10 protein-coding genes are annotated in these 18,553 nt (G+C 72.4%); 6 read left to right on the top strand and 4 right to left on the bottom strand.

The genetic code is table 11. From position 1 onward, the window contains the following. Positions 1-276: 276 nt before the first annotated feature. Positions 277-1,617 carry a family 4 glycosyl hydrolase gene (locus ACWC9R_RS02545; RefSeq protein WP_450728269.1) on the bottom strand — a complete coding sequence of 447 codons (1,341 nt, stop codon included), beginning with the start codon at positions 1,615-1,617 and terminating at the stop codon, positions 277-279. 66 nt (positions 1,618-1,683) lie between these two features. Between ACWC9R_RS02545 and ACWC9R_RS02540 the strand changes: the two genes are divergently transcribed. The 6 genes from ACWC9R_RS02540 (at position 1,684) to era (ending at position 7,739) form a co-directional block, all read left to right on the top strand. Then, the gene (locus ACWC9R_RS02540; RefSeq protein WP_450728267.1) at positions 1,684-2,829 is read left to right on the top strand and encodes a carbohydrate kinase family protein; all 1,146 of its coding nucleotides are present in this window, start codon (positions 1,684-1,686) and stop codon (positions 2,827-2,829) included. A 194-nt stretch (positions 2,830-3,023) separates the two neighbouring features. After that, positions 3,024-4,028, top strand: a complete 1,005-nt coding sequence (locus ACWC9R_RS02535) for a PhoH family protein (protein WP_450728265.1) — start codon at positions 3,024-3,026, stop codon at positions 4,026-4,028. A gap of 97 nt (positions 4,029-4,125) precedes the next feature. Beyond that, positions 4,126-4,623, top strand: coding sequence for an rRNA maturation RNase YbeY (gene ybeY, locus ACWC9R_RS02530; protein WP_450728263.1), 498 nt, complete (start codon positions 4,126-4,128; stop codon positions 4,621-4,623). Between the two features lie 12 nt (positions 4,624-4,635). Beyond that, a complete protein-coding gene (locus ACWC9R_RS02525; RefSeq protein ID WP_450728261.1) occupies positions 4,636-5,979 on the top strand; it encodes a hemolysin family protein in 1,344 nt (447 codons plus the stop codon). A 305-nt stretch (positions 5,980-6,284) separates the two neighbouring features. Continuing rightward, complete coding sequence (locus ACWC9R_RS02520) at positions 6,285-6,662, top strand: cytidine deaminase (RefSeq protein WP_450728259.1); 378 nt, start codon at positions 6,285-6,287, stop codon at positions 6,660-6,662. Positions 6,663-6,791: 129 nt separating this feature from the next. Next, entirely contained in the window at positions 6,792-7,739 is a 948-nt protein-coding gene (gene era, locus ACWC9R_RS02515) for a GTPase Era (RefSeq protein WP_450728257.1), read from the top strand. Between the two features lie 128 nt (positions 7,740-7,867). Here era and ACWC9R_RS02510 read toward each other — a convergent pair whose 3' ends face one another. Genes ACWC9R_RS02510 through ACWC9R_RS02500 form a run of 3 tightly spaced genes read right to left on the bottom strand, consistent with a single transcriptional unit; the run spans position 7,868 to position 18,531 of the window. Then, a complete protein-coding gene (locus ACWC9R_RS02510) occupies positions 7,868-12,520 on the bottom strand; it encodes an amino acid adenylation domain-containing protein (RefSeq protein WP_450728255.1) in 4,653 nt (1,550 codons plus the stop codon). Between the two features lie 52 nt (positions 12,521-12,572). Continuing rightward, positions 12,573-17,582: an amino acid adenylation domain-containing protein gene (locus tag ACWC9R_RS02505; protein WP_450728253.1), complete on the bottom strand. Its 5,010-nt coding sequence runs from the start codon at positions 17,580-17,582 to the stop codon at positions 12,573-12,575. Then, positions 17,575-18,531, bottom strand: a complete 957-nt coding sequence (locus ACWC9R_RS02500) for a 3-hydroxyacyl-CoA dehydrogenase family protein (RefSeq protein WP_450728251.1) — start codon at positions 18,529-18,531, stop codon at positions 17,575-17,577. The genes ACWC9R_RS02505 and ACWC9R_RS02500 overlap by 8 nt, the downstream gene beginning before the upstream one ends. Positions 18,532-18,553: the final 22 nt, after the last annotated feature.

The following is an 18,553-nucleotide window of genomic DNA, read 5'->3' as shown; positions in this document are numbered from 1 at the left end:
CTGGCACGCACGCTCGCTGCGTTGTCGGGATCGTCCACGTAGACCCACTACGAGGACGACCCTCCGCCTTGCGAGCGCACGCACCAGACGCCGCGGGGCCGCCCTTCGGGCGAACGACGGGAGTTTGACGACAGGCCCTAGGGGAGGTGGCGCTCGCGGCCCTTAGGGGGTGCGGGCGCCCCTTGCGGGCCACAACGCGGCGGGGGCGGAGGGTATTCCGGTGGGAGGCCACGCCGTGGGCGCCCGCCGCCCGGCGGCGTTCGCGGCGCCGCTGCCTCACCCCTCCCCGGCCGCCCGTTGCAGAATGCGGGCGGCCACCGCGGGGGAGTCCACGAGGGGGTGGAGAGCCAGGGCCCGTAGTGCGGCCTCCCGGTCCTTGAAGAGCGCGGCCTCCACGGTCGCCCGCTCCACCGCCTTGACCTGCAGCATCAGCCCCAACTGGTCCTCGCGCAGCGGCGCACAGGGCAGCGGCCGGGCGCCGCGCGCGCCCACCTCGCACACCGTCTCCACGATCGCGTCCGGCGCCAGCTGCGGCACCGTCGTCCCGTTGCGGACGTTCAGGATCAGCCGGGTGCCGCTGTCGCCCAGGATGCCGTGCATCAACGCCAGCGCCACCCGGTCGTAGCCGCCGCCCTCCAGGTCATGGCTGTCGCGCTGCCAGCCGCCGCTCGCCTCCCGGCTGTGCGCCATGTACGTCTCCTCGCGCTCCAGCCGGGTCCGCTCCCACAGCGCGTACACCGCGTCCGCGCCGCCCGCCGAAGCGGCCCGCGTGAAGAAGCCGCCCTGCTGCTGGTCGAGGAACTCGCCGCGGGTCTCCCGGGTGTCCCGTACGGAGTCGAGGGTCTCCCGGCGGAAGTAGTAGTAGTGCAGATACTCGTTCGGGAGCGCGCCCAGGGTCCGCAGCCAGTCCCCGCCGAACAGCCGGCCCTCCTCGAACGAGCCCAGCGCCGCGTCGTCCGCGAGCAGCCCCGGCAGCAGGTCCGTGCCGTCCACCGTCAACGACCGCAGCCAGCCCAGGTGGTTGAGCCCCACGTAGTCGAACCCGGCCCGCTCCGGGTCCCCGAAGGCCGCCGGGTCCGCGCCGGCCGCCCGCGCCGCCCGGCGCACCAGCCCCACCGGCGAGTCACAGATCCCGAGGACCCGGTCGCCGAGCACCTGGGACATCGCCTCGGTCACCATGCCCGCCGGGTTGGTGAAGTTGATGACCCAGGCCTCCGGGGCGAGCGCCGCGACCCGCTCCGCGATGTGCAGCGCCACCGGAATCGTCCGCAGCCCGTAGAGGACACCGCCCGCACCGACCGTCTCCTGGCCGAGCACGCCCTCCGACAGCGGGATGCGTTCGTCGCGCACCCGGCCCGCCGTGCCGCCCACCCGGATCGCCGAGAAGACGAAGCCGGCGCCCTCCAGCGCGTCGTCCAGACCGTCCGCGACCCGTACCGGCACCGGCGCCGGATGCCCCTGGGCCAGCCGCGCCAGGACCTCGGCGATCACCCCCACCCGGCGCGGATCGGTGTCGTGCAGCACCACCTCGGAGACGGCGCGACCCGGGTCGTCCAGCAGGGCGCGGTAGACCAGCGGCACCCGGAAACCGCCCCCGCCCAGAATCGTGAGCCTCATGGGGCGGAACGTACCGCAGCATCAGGCACACTGGCGGCACGTGCCGATACGAGAGGAGCGAGCACGGTGAGCAGCCGACGCGAACACCCTCCGCAGGCGGGCCCGGCCGTGGTGCCGGCCGCCCTCGACCCGCTGGCCGGCGTGCGCGCCGACGGCGACCCGCGCACCGACGTCTACCTCACCGGCACGGTCTTCCTGGACATCATCTTCACCGGCCTGGACTCCGCGCCGGTCCGCGGCACCGAGTCCTGGGCCCGCGGCATGGGCTCCAGCCCCGGCGGCGTCGCCAACATGGCCACCGCACTGGCCCGGCTCGGGCTGCGCACCTCACTCGCCGCGGCCTTCGGCGACGACCACTACGGCGAGTACTGCTGGGAGGCCCTCGAAGAGGGCGAGGGCATCGACCTCGCGCTCTCCCGCACCGTCCCCGGCTGGCACTCCCCGGTCACCGTCTCCATGGCCTACGAGGGCGAACGCACGATGGTCTCCCACGGCCACGAGGCACCCCCGCCCGACTTCGCCTTCGACGGCAAGCACGCCCCCGGCTGCCCGCCGCCGTCCCGCGCCTGCGTCGCCTCGCTGGTCCCGGGCCGCCGGGAGGGCTGGCTGGGCTGTGCGGCCGGCCGCGGCAGCCGCATCTTCGCGGATGTGGGCTGGGACGACAGCGGCCGCTGGGACCCGGCCGACCTCGCCGACCTGGAGCACTGCGAGGCGTTCCTGCCGAACGCCGAGGAGGCCATGCGCTACACCCGCACGGACTGCCCGCGCGCCGCGGCCCGCAAGCTCGCCGACCGGGTGCCGCTCGCGGTGGTCACGCTGGGTGCCGAGGGCGCCTACGCGGTGGACGGGCGGACCGGCGAGAGCGCCGAGGTGTCCGCCATCGCCGTGGACGCCCTGGACCCGACCGGCGCCGGCGACGTCTTCGTCGCGGGATTCGTCACCGGCACCCTGGCCGACTGGCCGCTGGCCGACCGGCTCGCGTTCTCGGGGCTGTGCGCCGCGCTGTCCGTGCAGGAGTTCGGCGGCTCGCTGTCCGCGCCGGGCTGGGCCGAGATCGCCGCCTGGTGGCAACAGGTGCGGACCTGCGAGGCGGGCGCCCCGGGCGTGCTGCGCCGCCGGTACGCCTTCCTGGACGAGGTGCTGCCCGCGGCGTACCGCCCCGCGCCGCTGGCCCGCGCCGTCCCCACGATCGGCTTCCGCCGCCCGGCCTGAGCCACCGCGGGCCCGGTCCGGCCGCCCGCCGCGGCCGCCCAGGGGCCGAGGGCGGGCCCCCGTCCCGCCCCGGGCAGGAAAAGCCCTCGGGCCTGTCGGTGCTCCGTCGTACTCTTGTATCCCAAGGAGTCGAGTGCAGGCAGGCACCTCTTATTAGCAAAGGATGGGGGTTGAGCAGGCCACCGAGCCGCCTTATGACTCAGACACCCACGCAACCGCAGGCGCGCGCCCAGTTCACCGTCCCGGCCAAGCACCCGATGGTGACGGTCCTGGGTTCCGGTGACTCCCTTCTGCGCGTGATCGAAAAGGCCTTCCCGGCGACCGACATCCACGTCCGGGGCAACGAAGTCAGCGCGGTCGGCGACGCCGCGGAAGTGGCCCTCGTCCAGCGCCTCTTCGACGAGATGATGCTGGTGCTCCGCACCGGACAACCGATGACGGAGGACGCAGTGGAACGGTCCATCGCCATGCTGCGCGCGGCGGAGGACGGCGAGGGCGCGGTGAGTGAGACACCCGCCGAGGTGCTCACCCAGAACATCCTGTCCAACCGTGGCCGCACGATCCGGCCCAAGACCCTCAACCAGAAGCGCTACGTCGACGCCATCGACGAGCACACCGTGGTCTTCGGCATCGGCCCGGCGGGCACCGGCAAGACCTACCTCGCCATGGCCAAGGCCGTCCAGGCGCTCCAGGCCAAGCAGGTCAACCGCATCATCCTGACCCGCCCCGCCGTCGAGGCCGGTGAGCGGCTCGGCTTCCTGCCCGGCACGCTCTACGAGAAGATCGACCCCTATCTGCGCCCGCTCTACGACGCGCTGCACGACATGCTCGACCCCGACTCCATCCCGCGCCTGATGGCCGCCGGGACGATCGAGGTCGCGCCGCTGGCGTATATGCGTGGAAGAACGCTTAATGACGCCTTCATCATCCTCGACGAGGCGCAGAACACGAACCCCGAGCAGATGAAGATGTTCCTCACCCGCCTCGGGTTCGAATCGAAGATCGTCATCACCGGCGACGTCACCCAGGTCGACCTCCCGGGCGGGACGAAGAGCGGTCTGCGCCAGGTCCGGGAGATCCTGGACGGCGTCGACGACGTGCATTTCTCCCTGCTCACCAGCCAGGACGTGGTCCGGCACAAGCTCGTCGGCCGTATCGTCGACGCCTACGAGAAGTACGACAGCCGCAACGGCGCGTGAGCCCCGCCGGCCGGCCGACCCGGCCGGCCGGCGGCGCACGACCCCGCGGTCCCAGCAACCATCGGGCCGGGCCCGAGAAGCGAGAAGCACCTCCCTCATGTCCATCGACGTCAACAACGAGTCCGGCACGGAGATCGACGAGCAGGCCATCCTGGATGTCGCCCGCTACGCCGTCGCCCGGATGCGCATCCACCCGCTCTCCGAGCTGTCCGTGATCGTCGTGGACGCCGAGGCCATGGAGCAGCTGCACATCCAGTGGATGGACCTGCCGGGACCGACCGATGTCATGTCCTTCCCGATGGACGAGCTGCGTCCGCCGGCCAAGGACGACGAGGAGCCCCCGCAGGGCCTCCTCGGTGACATCGTGCTCTGCCCCGAGGTCGCCAAGAAGCAGGGCGAGGACGCGCCGACCGGGCACAGCATGGACGAGGAGCTGCAGCTGCTCACCGTCCACGGCGTGCTCCACCTCCTCGGCTACGACCATGAGGAGCCGGACGAGAAGGCCGAGATGTTCGGCCTGCAGGCGGCGATCATCGACGGCTGGCGCACGGAGCGGGGGCTGACCGGCCCCTCCCCGGCCCCCACCGTGACCTGACGGGGCGGCCCGATGACCACTCAGCTGATCGCGGTCGCGGTCCTGCTCGTCGTGATCGCCTGGCTCGCCGCCTGCGCGGAGGCCGGCCTCGCCCGGACCACCAGCTTCCGGGCCGAGGAAGCCGTCCGCTCCGGCCGCCGCGGCAGCGCCAAGCTCGCCGCGGTCGCCGCCGACCCCACCCGCTACCTCAATGTCGCCCTGCTGGTGCGGGTCGGCTGCGAGATGGCCGCCGGGGTCCTGGTGACCTACGCCTGTCTGCGCTCCTTCGACGCGACCTGGGAGGCGCTGACCGTCGCCATCGCCGTGATGGTGCTGGTCTCCTATGTCGCCGTCGGTGTCTCGCCGCGCACCATCGGCCGCCAGCACCCGCTGAACACCGCCACCGCGGCGGCCTACGTCCTGCTGCCGCTGGCCCGGATCATGGGCCCCATCCCGCAGCTGCTGATCCTCCTCGGCAACGCGCTGACCCCCGGCAAGGGCTTCCGCAAGGGCCCCTTCGCCTCCGAGGCCGAGCTGCGCTCCCTGGTGGACCTCGCGGAGAAGGAGTCGCTGATCGAGGACGAGGAGCGCCGGATGGTGCACTCCGTCTTCCAGCTCGGCGACACCCTCGTCCGCGAGGTGATGGTGCCGCGTACGGACCTGGTCTCCGTCGAGCGGTTCAAGACCATCCGCCAGGCGCTGACCCTCGCCCTGCGCTCCGGTTTCTCCCGTATCCCGGTGACCGGCGAGAACGAGGACGACATCGTCGGCGTGGTCTACCTCAAGGACCTGGCCCGCAAGGTGCACATCAGCCGGGACGCCGAGACCGAGCTGGTGTCCACGGCCATGCGCCCCGCCGTATTCGTCCCCGACACCAAGAATGCCGGTGATCTGCTGCGGGAAATGCAGCAGGACCGCAATCATGTCGCGGTGGTGATCGATGAATACGGCGGCACCGCCGGCATTGTCACGATCGAGGACATTCTGGAAGAGATCGTCGGCGAGATCACCGATGAATACGACCGTGAGCTGCCGCCCGTCGAGGAGCTCGGCGAGGGCCGCTATCGCGTCACCTCCCGGCTGGACATCGGCGACCTGGGTGAGCTGTACGGTCTCGCCGAGCTGGACGACGAGGACGTCGAGACGGTCGGCGGGCTGCTCGCCAAGCTCCTGGGCCGGGTCCCGATCGCCGGGGCCACCGCCGAGGTCGATCTCTCCGACGACGCCTCCGACCCGGACCTCAAGGCGCTGCGGCTGACCGCGGAGTCGCCGGGCGGCCGCCGGAACAAGATCATCACGGTGCTGTGCGAGCCGGTGCGCCCGGCGGGCGCGAGCGCCGCCGAGGAGTCCTCGGCGGGCGGCCGCCCGGCCGGCTGAACATCCGGGGAATTCGCTGCGTAATTCCTGGCGATGCCGGGAATATTTCCGGCTGCCGCACTCCGGACGGCTGCTTATCTCCAGTGCAGCAGAAATGTTCTGAAAGCCATATCCGGGGGAGCTGGATTCCGCGGCGGGCACCGTGGAAAGATCTTCAGGCGGCCGCGGAGACGCGGCCACTGCGTGAGAAATCCTGTAACGCAGGTTGCCCCGGCGACGGGGGACCGGGGCAACCACCTTCCTCCTCCGGCCGCGGCGGCCGGTCCGGCCCGCCGCCCCTTGCCGCCTTCGCCGCCACCCCGCATATGCTCGCCCGTATGAGCGATGCCGCACCGCTGGACCCCGAAGACCGCAAGATCATCACGCTCGCGCGTTCGGCGCGGGCCCGTAACGGCGTGCCCGAGGGCGCCGCCGTCCGCGACGAGACCGGCCGCACCTATGTCGCCGGCACCGTCGCCCTGGAGTCGCTGCAGCTCAGCGCGTTGCAGACGGCCGTCGCCATGGCCGTCGCGAGCGGGGCCACGTCCCTGGAGGCCGCGGCCGTCGTCACCGACGCCGAGCGCGCCACCGACGCCGACCGCGCGGCCGTACGCGACCTCGGCGGCCCCGGGACACCGGTGCTGCTCGCGGGCCTCGACGGCACCCTGCGCAGCACCGTCCCGGCGGGCGGCGCACCGGCCTGAGCCGGACACCGGACCACGGCGTACGGGGCGGGCCCGCCGAGGACCGGCGGGCCCGCCCCGTACGGTCTCCGCCCGCCCCCGGCCGTCTTCGGGGCCGGATGGTCGGAGGCGCGTCCGGGATCGGGGAGAATGGGCGCCATGAGCGTTCGTACCGAGTCCTCCGCCGCGCACCGCGCGGGCTTCGCCTGCTTCGTCGGCCGTCCCAACGCGGGCAAGTCGACCCTGACGAACGCGCTCGTCGGCACGAAGGTCGCCATCACCTCCAACCGCCCGCAGACCACCCGCCACACGGTCCGCGGCATCGTGCACCGCCCCGAGGCCCAGCTGGTCCTCGTCGACACCCCCGGCCTGCACAAGCCCCGCACGCTGCTGGGCGAGCGGCTGAACGACGTGGTCCGCACCACCTGGTCCGAGGTCGATGTGATCGGCTTCTGCCTGCCCGCCGACCAGAAGATCGGCCCCGGCGACCGCTACATCGCCGGTGAGCTGGCCGAGATCAAGAAGACCCCCAAGGTCGCCATCGTCACCAAGACCGACCTGGTCGACAACAAGGCGCTGGCCGCCCAGCTGATCGCCATCGACCAGCTCGGCAAGGAGCTGGGCATCGAGTGGGCCGAGATCATCCCGGTCTCGGCGGTCGGTGACGCCCAGGTGTCGCTGCTCGCCGACCTGCTGGTGCCGATGCTCCCCGAGAGCCCGCCGCTCTACCCCGAGGGCGACCTCACCGACGAGCCCGAGCAGGTCATGGTCGCCGAGCTGATCCGTGAGGCCGCGCTGGAGGGCGTCCGCGACGAGCTGCCGCACTCCATCGCCGTGGTCGTCGAGGAGATGCTGCCGCGCCAGGACCGCCCCGCCGACAAGCCGCTCCTGGACATCCACGCCAACGTCTACATCGAGCGCCCCAGCCAGAAGGGCATCATCATCGGCCCCAAGGGCAAGCGCCTGAAGGAGGTCGGCATGAAGTCCCGCAAGCACATCGAGGCACTGCTGGGCACCCCCGTCTTCCTGGACCTGCACGTCAAGGTCGCCAAGGACTGGCAGCGCGACCCGAAGCAGCTCCGCAAGCTGGGCTTCTGACCCGTCCCGGGCGCCGAGACGGGTCCGGGCCGGGCCGCGCTGGGTGTCTTGCCCTGAGGTGGAGCACGCGGCCGGCGGACGACTTCTCCGAGGTGCACTACGCCGGGTGCGGCGCTGGTGAGCAGCTGTCAGCGTTCCTTCGGCCCTGACAGGTCGATGTCGTGGATCGGGATGTCCGGGGTGGCGGCGACCGTACGCAGCAGCTGCGTGAAGCGGGTGCAGAGGGTCTCGACGGTGGACCGGTCGAACAGATCGGTCCGGTATTCGACCACACCGTCGAGTCCCCGGCAGGCGCCGTCGGCGCCCCGCCGCTCGAACAGGCCGAAGGTCAGGTCGAACCCGGCGGAACCCCTGCCGACGATGTCCACCGTGGCGGACACGCCCGGCAGCTCCAGCTCTTCGGGGAGGGACGGTGTGAGCACCAGCATCACTTGGAACAAGGCCCGACCGAACACGGCCTGCCCGCTCGCCGCCCGCCGTGGCCCCTGCGCCTCCACGACCAGGTCGAAAGGCACGTCCTGGTGGGCGAAGGCCGCCAGATCGGCCTGGGTGACCCGGCCGAGCAGCTCACGGAAGGTCGGTTCGCCCGAGGTGTCGGTGCGCAGTGCGAGTGTGTTCACGAAGAAGCCGACGAGGCCGTCCAGCTCCGCGTCCGCGCGGTCGGACACCGCCGTGCCGATCGGGATGTCCGTACCCGCGCCGAGGCGGGTGAGCAGCGCGGCCAGTCCGGCGTGTGCCACCAGGAAGAGACTGGCCTGCTCGGCCGCGGCCACCTCCAGGAGCTGCCGGTGTACGTCGGCGGGGACGGTGAAAGCCACCGTGTCGCCGGCGCGCTCGGAGCGCGCCGGACGCCCGGAAGGCGCTGCCTGCTCCGTACGGTCGGTGGGCAGCGGGATGCGTTCCGGCAGACCGGCCAGGGCCTTGTCCCAGTAGGCGAGTTGACCGGCCCGGAGGACGCTGGGCTCGTTGTCGGTGCCGAGCAGTTCACGTTGCCACAGGGTGAAGTCGGCGTATTGGGTGGGCAACGGCGGCCAATCCGGGGCGTCACCGGCGAGGCGGGCCCGGTACGCGGTGGCGATGCCGTCCAGCAGCCGCCGCAGCGAGGCGCGGTCGCAGGCGATGTGGTGGAGCAGCAGGAGCAACGTGTGCCGGTGCGAGGTCTCGGTGGTGAAAAGGACCGCGCGCAGGGGGAGTTCGCTCTCCAGGTGGAAGGGACGGACGGCCGCGGCGTTCAACGCGTCCGGCAGCTGGTCCAGGGCGACGGGTTCGACGGTGAGGTCCGGGCACGCGGCCGTGACCGGCAGGATGTGCTGGACCGCCTGGCCGTCCCGCTGCTGAATGAGGGTGCGCAGGGTTTCGTGCCGAGCCGTGAGGTCGCCCAGGGCGGCACGGAGCGCCTCCTGGTCCAGCTCGCCGTCGCAGTGAAGCACCAGGGGCACGTTGTATGTGCTGTTGGGTCCGGCGAGCTTGTGCAGGAACCAGAAGCGCCGTTGGCCGAAGGAGAGCGGGACCGGCTCCGAGCCGCGGTCCTCGGCCAGCGGTAGCGCAGGGGCGGGCGAGGGTTCCGACGCCACGCCGGTGTCGCCCGGGTGAGCGGTGGCGCCCAGGTGAGCGGCGAGCCCGGCGACGGTCGGGTGGGCGAAGACGTCCCTGACATCCAGCTCCGCCCGGGTGCCGAGGCCGGCGCGGCGGACCATGGCGACCAGCCGCGTGGCCCGGAGGCTGTCGCCCCCCAGATCGAAGAAGTCGTCGTCGGCGCCCACCTGCTCCACAGCGAGCAGCTCGGCATACAGCCCGGCCAGTTCGGCTTCCAGCGGCGTGCCCGGGGCGCGCGACGGCGTGTGCGCGCGGGCCTGGGGAGAAGGAAGCGCCGCCCGGTCCAGTTTTCCGTTGGGGGTGAGCGGCAGCCTGTCGAGCGGGACGAACAGGGACGGGACCAGATGCGCCGGAAGCCGCTCGCGCAGCCATTCCCGCAGCCGGGCAAGAGCCGGCTCGGGATCGTCCGCGGCCTCGCGGGTGGGGACCACGTAGGCCACCAACCGCGCTGCCCCGTCAGCTCCCTTACCGCCGCCCTCCTCGGTGCGGGCCGGACCGTGCGGAACGCCGGAGCTCGCGAGCACGGCGCCGCCCGCCACGCCGGGGGCGGCCAGCAGCGCCGCCTCGATCTCGGCCGGTTCGATCCGAAAGCCACGGATCTTGACCTGGTCGTCCGCCCTGCCGAGGTACTCCAGTGAGCCGTTCGGACGGGCGCGTACGAGGTCGCCCGAGCGGTACAGCCGGGACCCGGCGGGGCCGAAGGGGTTGGCCACGAAGCGCTGCGCCGTCAACGCCGAACGGTGCAGATAGCCCCTGGCCACACCGGAACCCGCGACATACAACTCACCGGCCACCCCGGGGGGCACCGGGCGCAGCCGGCTGTCCAGTACGTACAGCCGAGTGTCGGCGACGGCCTTGCCGATCGGGACGACCTGCGCCGTACCGTGATCGCGGTCCAGGTCGAGCCGGGTCGAGAGGACCGCGGTCTCGGTGATGCCGTACATGTTGACCAGGACGGGTGCGGAGTCCTGGTGCCGCCCGTACCAGGAATGGACGACGGCAGGGGAGAGCGCCTCGCCACAGAAGATGACCCAGCGCAGGGCCAATTCCCGTCCCTGCTCCGGCGCTTCGGCGTCGGCCTGTTCCAGCGACCGGAAGGCGGAGGGCGTCTGACTGAGCACCGTCACGCGCTCCCGCACCAGCAGGTCGAGAAAGGCGCGGGGGGAGCGGCTCACCTCGTGGGGGACGACCACCAGTCGCCCACCGTGCGTGAGGGCGCCCCACATCTCCCATACGGAGAAGTCGAAGGCACAGGAGTGGAACATCGTCCAGATGTCGTCGGGGCCGAAGCCGAACTCGGCGGCTCCCGACTGCAACAGCGCCACCGGACCGCGGTGCGGGACCACCACGCCTTTGGGACGGCCGGTGGAGCCGGAGGTGTAGATGACGTAGGCGGCATGGTCGGGCTTCAGCGGCCCCGTGCGGTCCGCGTCGGTCAGGTTGGCCTCGCTCGTTGCCGGCGCGGTCGCGGCCGCGACCGCTCCCGTCGGGTCCGTCCCGGAGAGTACGTATACCGGCTGGGCGTCGGCGAGGATCTGCTCCGTGCGCTCCGGCGGCCATTCCGCGTCGAGCGGGAGGTAGGCCGCGCCGGTTTTGGTCACCGCCAGGATCGCGGTGACCAGGTCCTCGGAGCGGGGGAGCATGACGGCGACGGTGCGTTCGGGGCCTGCGCCGTGCCGGATCAACGTCCTGGCCAGCCGATTGGCGCGCGCGTTGAGCTCGGCATAGGTGAGCTGCCGGTCGCCGTGGCTGACGGCCGGGGCGTGCGGAGTAAGCGCGGCCCAGTGTTCGAACAGCTCGGGGAGCGTACGGGGTGAGGGGGGTGCGGGTGTGCCGATGAGCGGTACGAGTAGCCCGCGCTCTTCCGGTGCCAGCAGATCCAGCTCTCCGACCGGGCGTTGAGGCTCGTCGATCAGCTGGTCGAGCAGGCGTACGCAGCGGTCGGCCTCGGCGGCGACCTCCTCGGGCTCGTACCGCCCCGCCTCGGCGTGCACCTCCACCATCAGGCCGGCCCGGCCGCGTTCCGGCCTGATCATGACGGAGAGGTCCTCCCCGGCGCCGGTGTTGAGCTGCCTGAGGGTCATCGGCCGCCCGGCGAAACCGCGGCCGAAACTGAAGGGGACGATGTTCGCGGTCAGTTGGTACGGCGCCTGCGAGGAGCCGGTGAAGCCGAGGTCACGGAGGAGGTCCTCGTACCGATAGCGCTGGTGGGCGAGGGCGAGGGAGGTTGCCTCGCCGACGGTCCGGATCAGTTCGGCGGTTGGCCGGCGCAGGTCGACCGGTACCCGCAGCGGGAGCACGTTCGACGCCGCACCGGTCACGGCGCCCGCCGTCTTGGGAGTGCGGCCGGCCACCGGGAACCCCACGACGACCTCATCGCCCCCGCCGGTGCGGGCATGGTCCAGCAGGACGGCGGAGGCGGTCGCCACCACCGTCCAGGGGACGTCGAGTTCGCGTGCGCGTGCGCGGAGGGCGGCCACCCGGTCCTCGGGCATCCGGGACGCGCCGCGCACCGGCGCCCCGCCCGTCCGGCCGGGTATGTCCCGGCCAGGTGCGGCGGGCTGGGACATACCCGGCCGGACAGCTCCCGGCCAGCCGGCCATCTTCGCCGTCCAGAACTCACGGTCGGCTTCGAAGTCGGGCGTGGAGCGGTAGGCGCGCTCGTCGTTGAGCAGGGTGTCCAACGGCACCTGGTTGCCGGGCTCCGGGGACTCGCCACGCTCCAACGCCGCGTAGATCTCGCCGAGCCGTCGGGCGAACAGCGCCAGGCCGAAGCCGTCCACCACCAGGTGGTGGACGAGCAGATACCAGCAGACCCGGTCCTCGGAGAGGCGCAGGAACGCGGTCCTGAACGCCGGACCGTTCTCCAGGTCGAGCGGGTGGGGGAGGTCCGCCTGCATCCAGTCCAGCGCGGCGGCCATCGGCGCGGGTTCCCGCTGGAGGTCGACGACCGGTATGTGCCAGGTGGGCAGGGGGCCGGCCCATTGCCTCGGCTCCCCGGAGGCCGTGACGGCGAACCGGGACCTGAACGGCTCGGTCTCCGTCACGGCGAACCGGAAAGCCGCCTCGTACAGCTTCGGATCGAGATCTCCGGCGACCTCGAACGCACTCGCCAGTTGGTACCGGACCGGGGGCGCCAGCTGCTGCGCCAACCAGATCCCGTACTGCCTCGTGGTGAGTGGCATCGACGGCTGATCCGCCGAGCGCACATGCTCCGGCTCGTTCCTCACGGAGTGTTCACCGACCCTTCTGTGGTGCCTTGGATGCCCACTGTTCGACGAGTACGCGGCCGATGTCGCGGAGCGCGGCGGGGCGTCCCATCTCCGTGTGCGTGCAGTCGACCGGCAGGACCTCGAGCGACCCCTTGATCAGTGGGCGCCACAAGCCGAGAGCGGTCTCGGGCGCGTGGCCCTGGGCGGTGAACATCACGGTGTCCCCGCCGAACGGGCGAGGCTCGTGCAGGCCGGCGACCCGCGCGTTGTGGGTGAACGTCCGGGCCAGCGCGGCGATCTGCTGCTCGTCGAACGAGGCCAGCATTCCCTCCCGCGCACGGGTGATCTCCACGAACTGCGGATACGTCAGCGACTCCCCCGCCCCCGGGGAGGGGTCGTAGCCGAAGAACTCCAGGAGCATCGCGAGGACGTCCCGGCCGGCGACCGAACCCGGCGCGGCCTCGGCCGAGGCCGCGGCGCCGGCGACGTCCGAGCCCGCGGGGTAGGCATCCAGGATCGCCAGCGTCTCCACCGACTCGCCGCTCTCCTCCAGCTGCACCGCCATCTCGTGGGCGACCACCCCGCCGAAGGACCAGCCGAGGAGGTGGTAGGGGCCCGCGGGCTGGACGGACCTGACGTGGGCCAGGTAGTCCGCCGCCATCTCCCGAAGGGAGGCCGGCAGAGCTTCGGTGCCATCCAGGCCCCGGGCCTGCAGGCCGTACACCGGCCGATCGGCGCCGAGCGGCGAGGTCAGTCCCGCGTAGCACCAGGAGAAGCCCGCCGCAGGGTGCACGCAGAACAGCGGCGCCTTGTCGCCCGACTCCCGCAGCGGCAACAGGACTCCCATGCCGCTTTCGGAGGTCTCCTGGATGCCCCGCCACGTGGTGCCCGCGGTGTCGTCGCGGGCCTCGGGCGGTGTGGCCAGCTCGTCCAGGAGCGCGAACCAGGCAGCGCCGATCTCGTCGACGAGCCGCTCGTCCAGAGTGCCGTCGGCCCACACGAAGGTGACACCCAACTCGGGCCCCCGCGCGGTGTCCTGGACCAGCGCGCTGACCGAGAGCGGGTGCGCCGGCGGCAGGTCCGCGCCGACGCCCGAGTCCCTCCTCACCTCGGGCGCGGTGCCCCAGTCCTCCTCGTCGGTGGCCGCGGGCAGGCTGAAGCGCCCGAGGTAGGTGAAGCCGATGTGCCGCGGCTCGGCCGTGGACAGGGCCGCGGACGTCCGCGGGTTGAGGTAGCGCAGCATGCCGAAGCCGATGCCCTTGTCCGGGATGGCACGCAGCTGCTCCTTCACCCGGCGCAGGGCCTGGCCGAGTTCGGCGCCGGAACCACCTCGGCCCGGCATGCTCACCTTGCCCGGCGCGAGCCGCAGGGGGTACGCGCTGGTGAAGCAGCCCACCGTGCGCGACAGATCGGCACCGGGAGCGACCGGCGCACGATCGTGCCCCTCCACGTCGACGACCACGTCCTCCTCGGTACCGAGGACGTGCTGGACCGCGACCGCGAAAGCGGTGAGCAGGACGTCGCTGGTCTCACAGTGGAAGGCCGCGGGAACGGTGCTGAACAGATGCCGGGCCCGGTCCGCCCCGTAGGTCATCGTGTTGCTCCGGGCCCGGGCCGGCACGTCCTTCGACGGGTCGAAGGGGCGCTTGACACGGAGCGGCCCCGAGGTCGCCAGGATGTCCTGCCACAGGGGCAGTTCGGCCTGCCGCTCCGGCGAACGCGCCTGCTCCGACAGTGCGATGCTCCACTGCCGCAGTGAGGTCACCGCCGGGCGGAGTCCGGCTGTGGCGCCGGCATCCGGGCTGTTCGTACGGTTCGTCTCGCGCACGGTCCGGGCCAGCGCTCTGACCGTCTTGTGCTCGAGGATGTCCTGCGGTGTGAGGGCGAGACCCACCTGACGCAGTCGGCTCACCAGCTGGATCGACATGATGCTGTCGCCGCCGAGGTCGAAGAAGCTGACGTCCGTGGCCACTTCGGGAACCCGGAGTACCTCGCGGAACACCCGAGCCACCTGCTCCTCTGGCGATCCGTCGGCGGCCGGCTCCGCGCCGGAGGCCGTCCCGGGGACCGGCTCCGGTGGTTCCTGCGCGACCGGCGGGCCGGCCGTCAGTGGCCGTACGCCCGTCGGCGGCTTCTCGCGGTCGAGCTTGCCGCTGCCCGTACGCGGCAGCGCGGTGGCGGCCTTCAGCTCGGCCGGGACCAGATGCGCCGGCAAGCGCTCGGCCGCCCAGTCCCGCAGCGCGTAGTGGTCGGGGAAGCGGGCTCCATCCGCGGGCACCAGGAATGCCACGAGCCGGGCGTCACCACTCGTCCCCTTCCGGACAGCGGCCATGACCTCGGTGACGGCGGGGTGCCGGGCGAGCACCGTCTCCACCTCGCCGAGTTCGACACGGAAGCCGTTGACCTTGACCTGGGCGTCCGCACGGCCGAGGAATGCGAGCAGGCCGTCGGGGCGCCAACGCGCCAGATCGCCGGTCCGGTACATCCGCTCGCCGGGCGGGCCGAAGGGGTCGGCGACGAAACGCTCCGCGCTCAGCCCGGCCCGGCGCAGATACCCCCGGGCAAGGCACTCTCCCGCCAGGTACAGCTCGCCCTGGCGCCCGGCCTCCACCTGCTGGAGTGCGCTGTCCAGTACATAGGCGCGTACGTGGGCCGCCGGCCGACCGATGGGGGGTGCGCCTTCCGGCACGGGGCCGTCGCCGGTCGAAGCGGGGTCATGGACGGTGGCCGCGGTGGCATAGACGGTGGCTTCGGTGGGCCCGTACAGGTTGAGCAGCCGGGTGCCGGGCATGCTCTCCCGGATCTGTGCGACGAGGGAGGCGGGGAGTGCGTCACCGGCCATCGAGAGCGTCGTGGCCGACACCTGGAGACCGCCGGTCTCCGTCAACTTGGAGAACACGGAGGGGATGGCGCACAGCAGACCGCCCGACCAGCGTGGCGGATCGCTGTCGAGCAGCGACAGGAGACTGCCGACCACCTCGACGCTGCCGCCGCCTGCCAGCGCGGGGAAGATCTCGGCCACCGACACGTCGAAGCTGAAGGAGGTCGCCGCCAGCGTGTGTGCCAACGACTCGGGGCCGAACTCGGCGGCCACCCAGTCCACCAGCGCAACCACACCACGGTGCGGCACCACGACCCCCTTGGGCGTACCGCTGGAGCCCGAGGTGTAGATGACGTAGGCGGGGTGCGAGGGCCGTAACGGCTCGGGGCGGTCGGCGTCGGACGGTGCCGTGGGCGAGCAGCGCTCCAGCTCCTCGGCGATCGCCGGGTCGTCGAGCCGGATGGCCGTGGTCGACCGGCTCGCGCCGTCCACCACGTCCGAGTCGGTGCCGGTCAGCACACAGAAGGGTTCCGCGTCCTCGATCATGAAGCGGAGCCGCTCGGCCGGGTAGCCGGGGTCGAGCGGCAGGTACGCGGCGCCGGTCTTGAGCACCGCGAGCATCGCCACGAGTGTCTCGGCGGACCGGGGGAGCAGCAGCCCGACGACCGACTCCGGCCCGGCACCCCGGCCGAGCAGCAGCCGGGCCAGCCGGTTGGCCCGCTCGTGGAGTTGCGCGTAGGTGAGCTTGTCCTCGGCGTCGATGACGGCGACCGCGTCGGGGTGGCTCCGGGCGGCGCTCTCCAACAGGTCGGTGAGGGTGCGGCCGGGTGCTCGGGAGGCCGTGCCGCTCGTCCAGGAGCGAACAGTCGCCCGCTCGTCCGCCGCCAGCAGGTCGAAGGTGCCCAGCGGGTGCCCCGGGGCGGCCACGGCCAGGGACAGCAGCCGCACGAAACGCCGGGCGTGCGCGTCGAGTTCGGCGGTGGAATAGCGGTCCGCCGCTCCGCTGAAGACGACCCGCAGCCGCTGGTTCGCGGGGTCGTCGTCGAGTACCACGCGTACGTCGTGGACCGGGTCGGGCGCCAGGTCGTGGACCACCGCGGACAGCTCTCCGAACCGCACGGGGGCCTTGGGCGCGCGGATGTCGGCGATGGGCCCGAACAGCCGGCGCCGATCCCCCGGCGCCCCGGCCCCGCGACACAACTCCCCGTGGCCCAGCCGCTGGTGCCTGACCGCCTCGCGTGATTCCCGGGCGACGTCCTGGACGAGTTCGGCGAAGGTGGTGGCGGACCGTACGGCCAGCCGGAGCGGCACGATGTTCTCGCTCGTGTCCGGCACACGTCGGCTCACCCGGCTCGGCCGGCCGTCCACCGGCATGCCGATCACCACGTCCGTGGCGCCGCTCAGCCGGTGGGCGTAGGCGGCCACGGCGGCGGCCAGTACCGCCCGTGCCCGCACACCGCTGTAGCGAGCGGTGGCACGTACGCGTTCGGTGTCGGTGGTGGCGAGCGTCACCGGGCGGGAGTTCACCGGTGCCCGCGGCCCGTCGATGTCCCGGGCCGGAGCGGACGCGAAGGTCACCGGCTCGGGGAGGTCGGCGACGTGCCGGCGCCGCTGGGCGCAGCCGGCTTCCTGCGCGGGAGAACCGGCGTACCCGGCCGCTGTCGAGGGCAGTTGGGCCCGGGTGGCCAGGGCGCCGTCAGCGGTCGAGCGGCCCTCGGTGAGCGCTGTGTACACCTCGGAGACCCGACGGGTGATCAGCGCACAGCCGAAGCGGTCGACCACCGCACGGTGGTGCCGGTGGAACCAGCGGTGGCGGTCCGGGCCGAGCCGCAGCAACGCCTGGGTGGACCAGGGCTGCCCGGTCTCCTCGCTGCGCCGCTCCAGCGCCGCGTGTGCCCAGGCGTCGGCCGCGCCCCGTGGGTCCGCCTCTGTGCTCAGGTCCACCACGGGCAGCGGCAGGTCGTCCGCGGTCTCCAGGGCAGGCAGTCCGTCGGGCCCCTCGCCGGCGAAGCGCACCCGTAGTGCGGCGGCCTCGGCCACGACCTGGGCGACCGCCCTGCCCAGCATGGCGAGGTCCAGGTCGCCGTGGATCTCCACCAGCTGGGCGGTGTGGCTGCCGGGGGCGGTGGACCCTCCACCGGAGTCTCGTACGGCGCGCCAGGCGTCCTGTCCGGCGGGGGACAGGTCGGTGGGCGCGCCCTGGCGGTCAGCCATGGCCGGTTCCTCCCCGCGCGACGAGGTGCTGTGGCGAGTACTGGTAGAAACCACTGCCCGACTTGCGTCCCACGTTGCCTTCGGCGACGAGCCGGGCCAGCAGGGGGCAGGGGCGGAAGCGGTCCTCGCCGGTATGCCGGCGCAGCACCTCCAGCGAGTCGGCGATGGTGTCGAGACCGATGAGGTCGGCCGTGCGCAACGGCCCCATGGGGTGACCGAAGCAGTCCTGGAAGATGCGGTCCACGGTCTCGGCGTCGGCGGTTCCCTCACCCAGCACGGCGGCCGCCTCGTTGAGCGTCAGCATCAGCACCCGGTTCGTGACGAAGCCGGGGGCGTCGCGCACCACCAGGGCGTGTTTTCCGACGCGGGCGAGGAACGCCTCCGTGCGCTCCAGGGTGAGATCGCTGGTCTCCGGGGCGCGGATGACCTCCACCGCGTCCTTGAGCGGGGCCGGGTTCATGAAGTGGGTGCCGATGACCCGGTCGGGGCGGCCGGTGAAGGACCCGAGGCGGCTGACCGGGATGCACGAGGTGTTGGACGCGAAGATCGTCTCGGCCCCGCAGATCCGGTCCAGCTTCTGGAGGACCGCCTCCTTGATGTCCTCGTCCTCCCGGGCGCACTCCACCACCAGGAGCGCAGCGGCCATGTCGGCGAGCTCGGCGGACCAGGTCACGAGGGACTCGGCGCGGGGGGCGGGAGCACCCGCCTGCGCCTGCTGGGCCCCCCGGCGCAGCAGCGTGGCTGTCCTGATCCCCGCGCGGAGCCGGGCCGGCCCCGAGGCCAGTGCTCCGGGGTCGGGGTCGAAGACGACCACGGGGTGGCCGGCTTCGGCGAAGCACTGCGCCACACCGATCCCCATCGTGCCCGCGCCGACGACGCCCACCAGCGACCCGGCCGGAACGGTCTGCGCGGCCTGTGCGGCCTGTTGAACTTCTGTCTGATCGCGCACTGTTGCAGGTCTCCTTCGTTGG

It is taken from the genome of Streptomyces sp. NPDC001219, assembly GCF_053597915.1.
The sequence above is the reverse complement of the archived record's forward strand: the minus strand, read 5'-3'. Positions and strand labels throughout refer to the sequence as shown.

Bases quoted from the DNA above. Each gene is read 5' to 3' on its own strand.
- ACWC9R_RS02545 (WP_450728269.1), bottom strand. From the start codon at position 1,617: ATGAGGCTCACGATTCTGGGCGGGGGCGGTTTCCGGGTGCCGCTGGTC.
- ACWC9R_RS02520 (WP_450728259.1), top strand. From the start codon at position 6,285: ATGCTCGCCCGTATGAGCGATGCCGCACCGCTGGACCCCGAAGACCGC.
- ybeY (WP_450728263.1), top strand. From the start codon at position 4,126: ATGTCCATCGACGTCAACAACGAGTCCGGCACGGAGATCGACGAGCAG.
- era (WP_450728257.1), top strand. From the start codon at position 6,792: ATGGGCGCCATGAGCGTTCGTACCGAGTCCTCCGCCGCGCACCGCGCG.
- ACWC9R_RS02510 (WP_450728255.1), bottom strand. From the start codon at position 12,520: ATGCCACTCACCACGAGGCAGTACGGGATCTGGTTGGCGCAGCAGCTG.
- ACWC9R_RS02505 (WP_450728253.1), bottom strand. From the start codon at position 17,582: ATGGCTGACCGCCAGGGCGCGCCCACCGACCTGTCCCCCGCCGGACAG.
- ACWC9R_RS02525 (WP_450728261.1), top strand. From the start codon at position 4,636: ATGACCACTCAGCTGATCGCGGTCGCGGTCCTGCTCGTCGTGATCGCC.
- ACWC9R_RS02535 (WP_450728265.1), top strand. From the start codon at position 3,024: ATGACTCAGACACCCACGCAACCGCAGGCGCGCGCCCAGTTCACCGTC.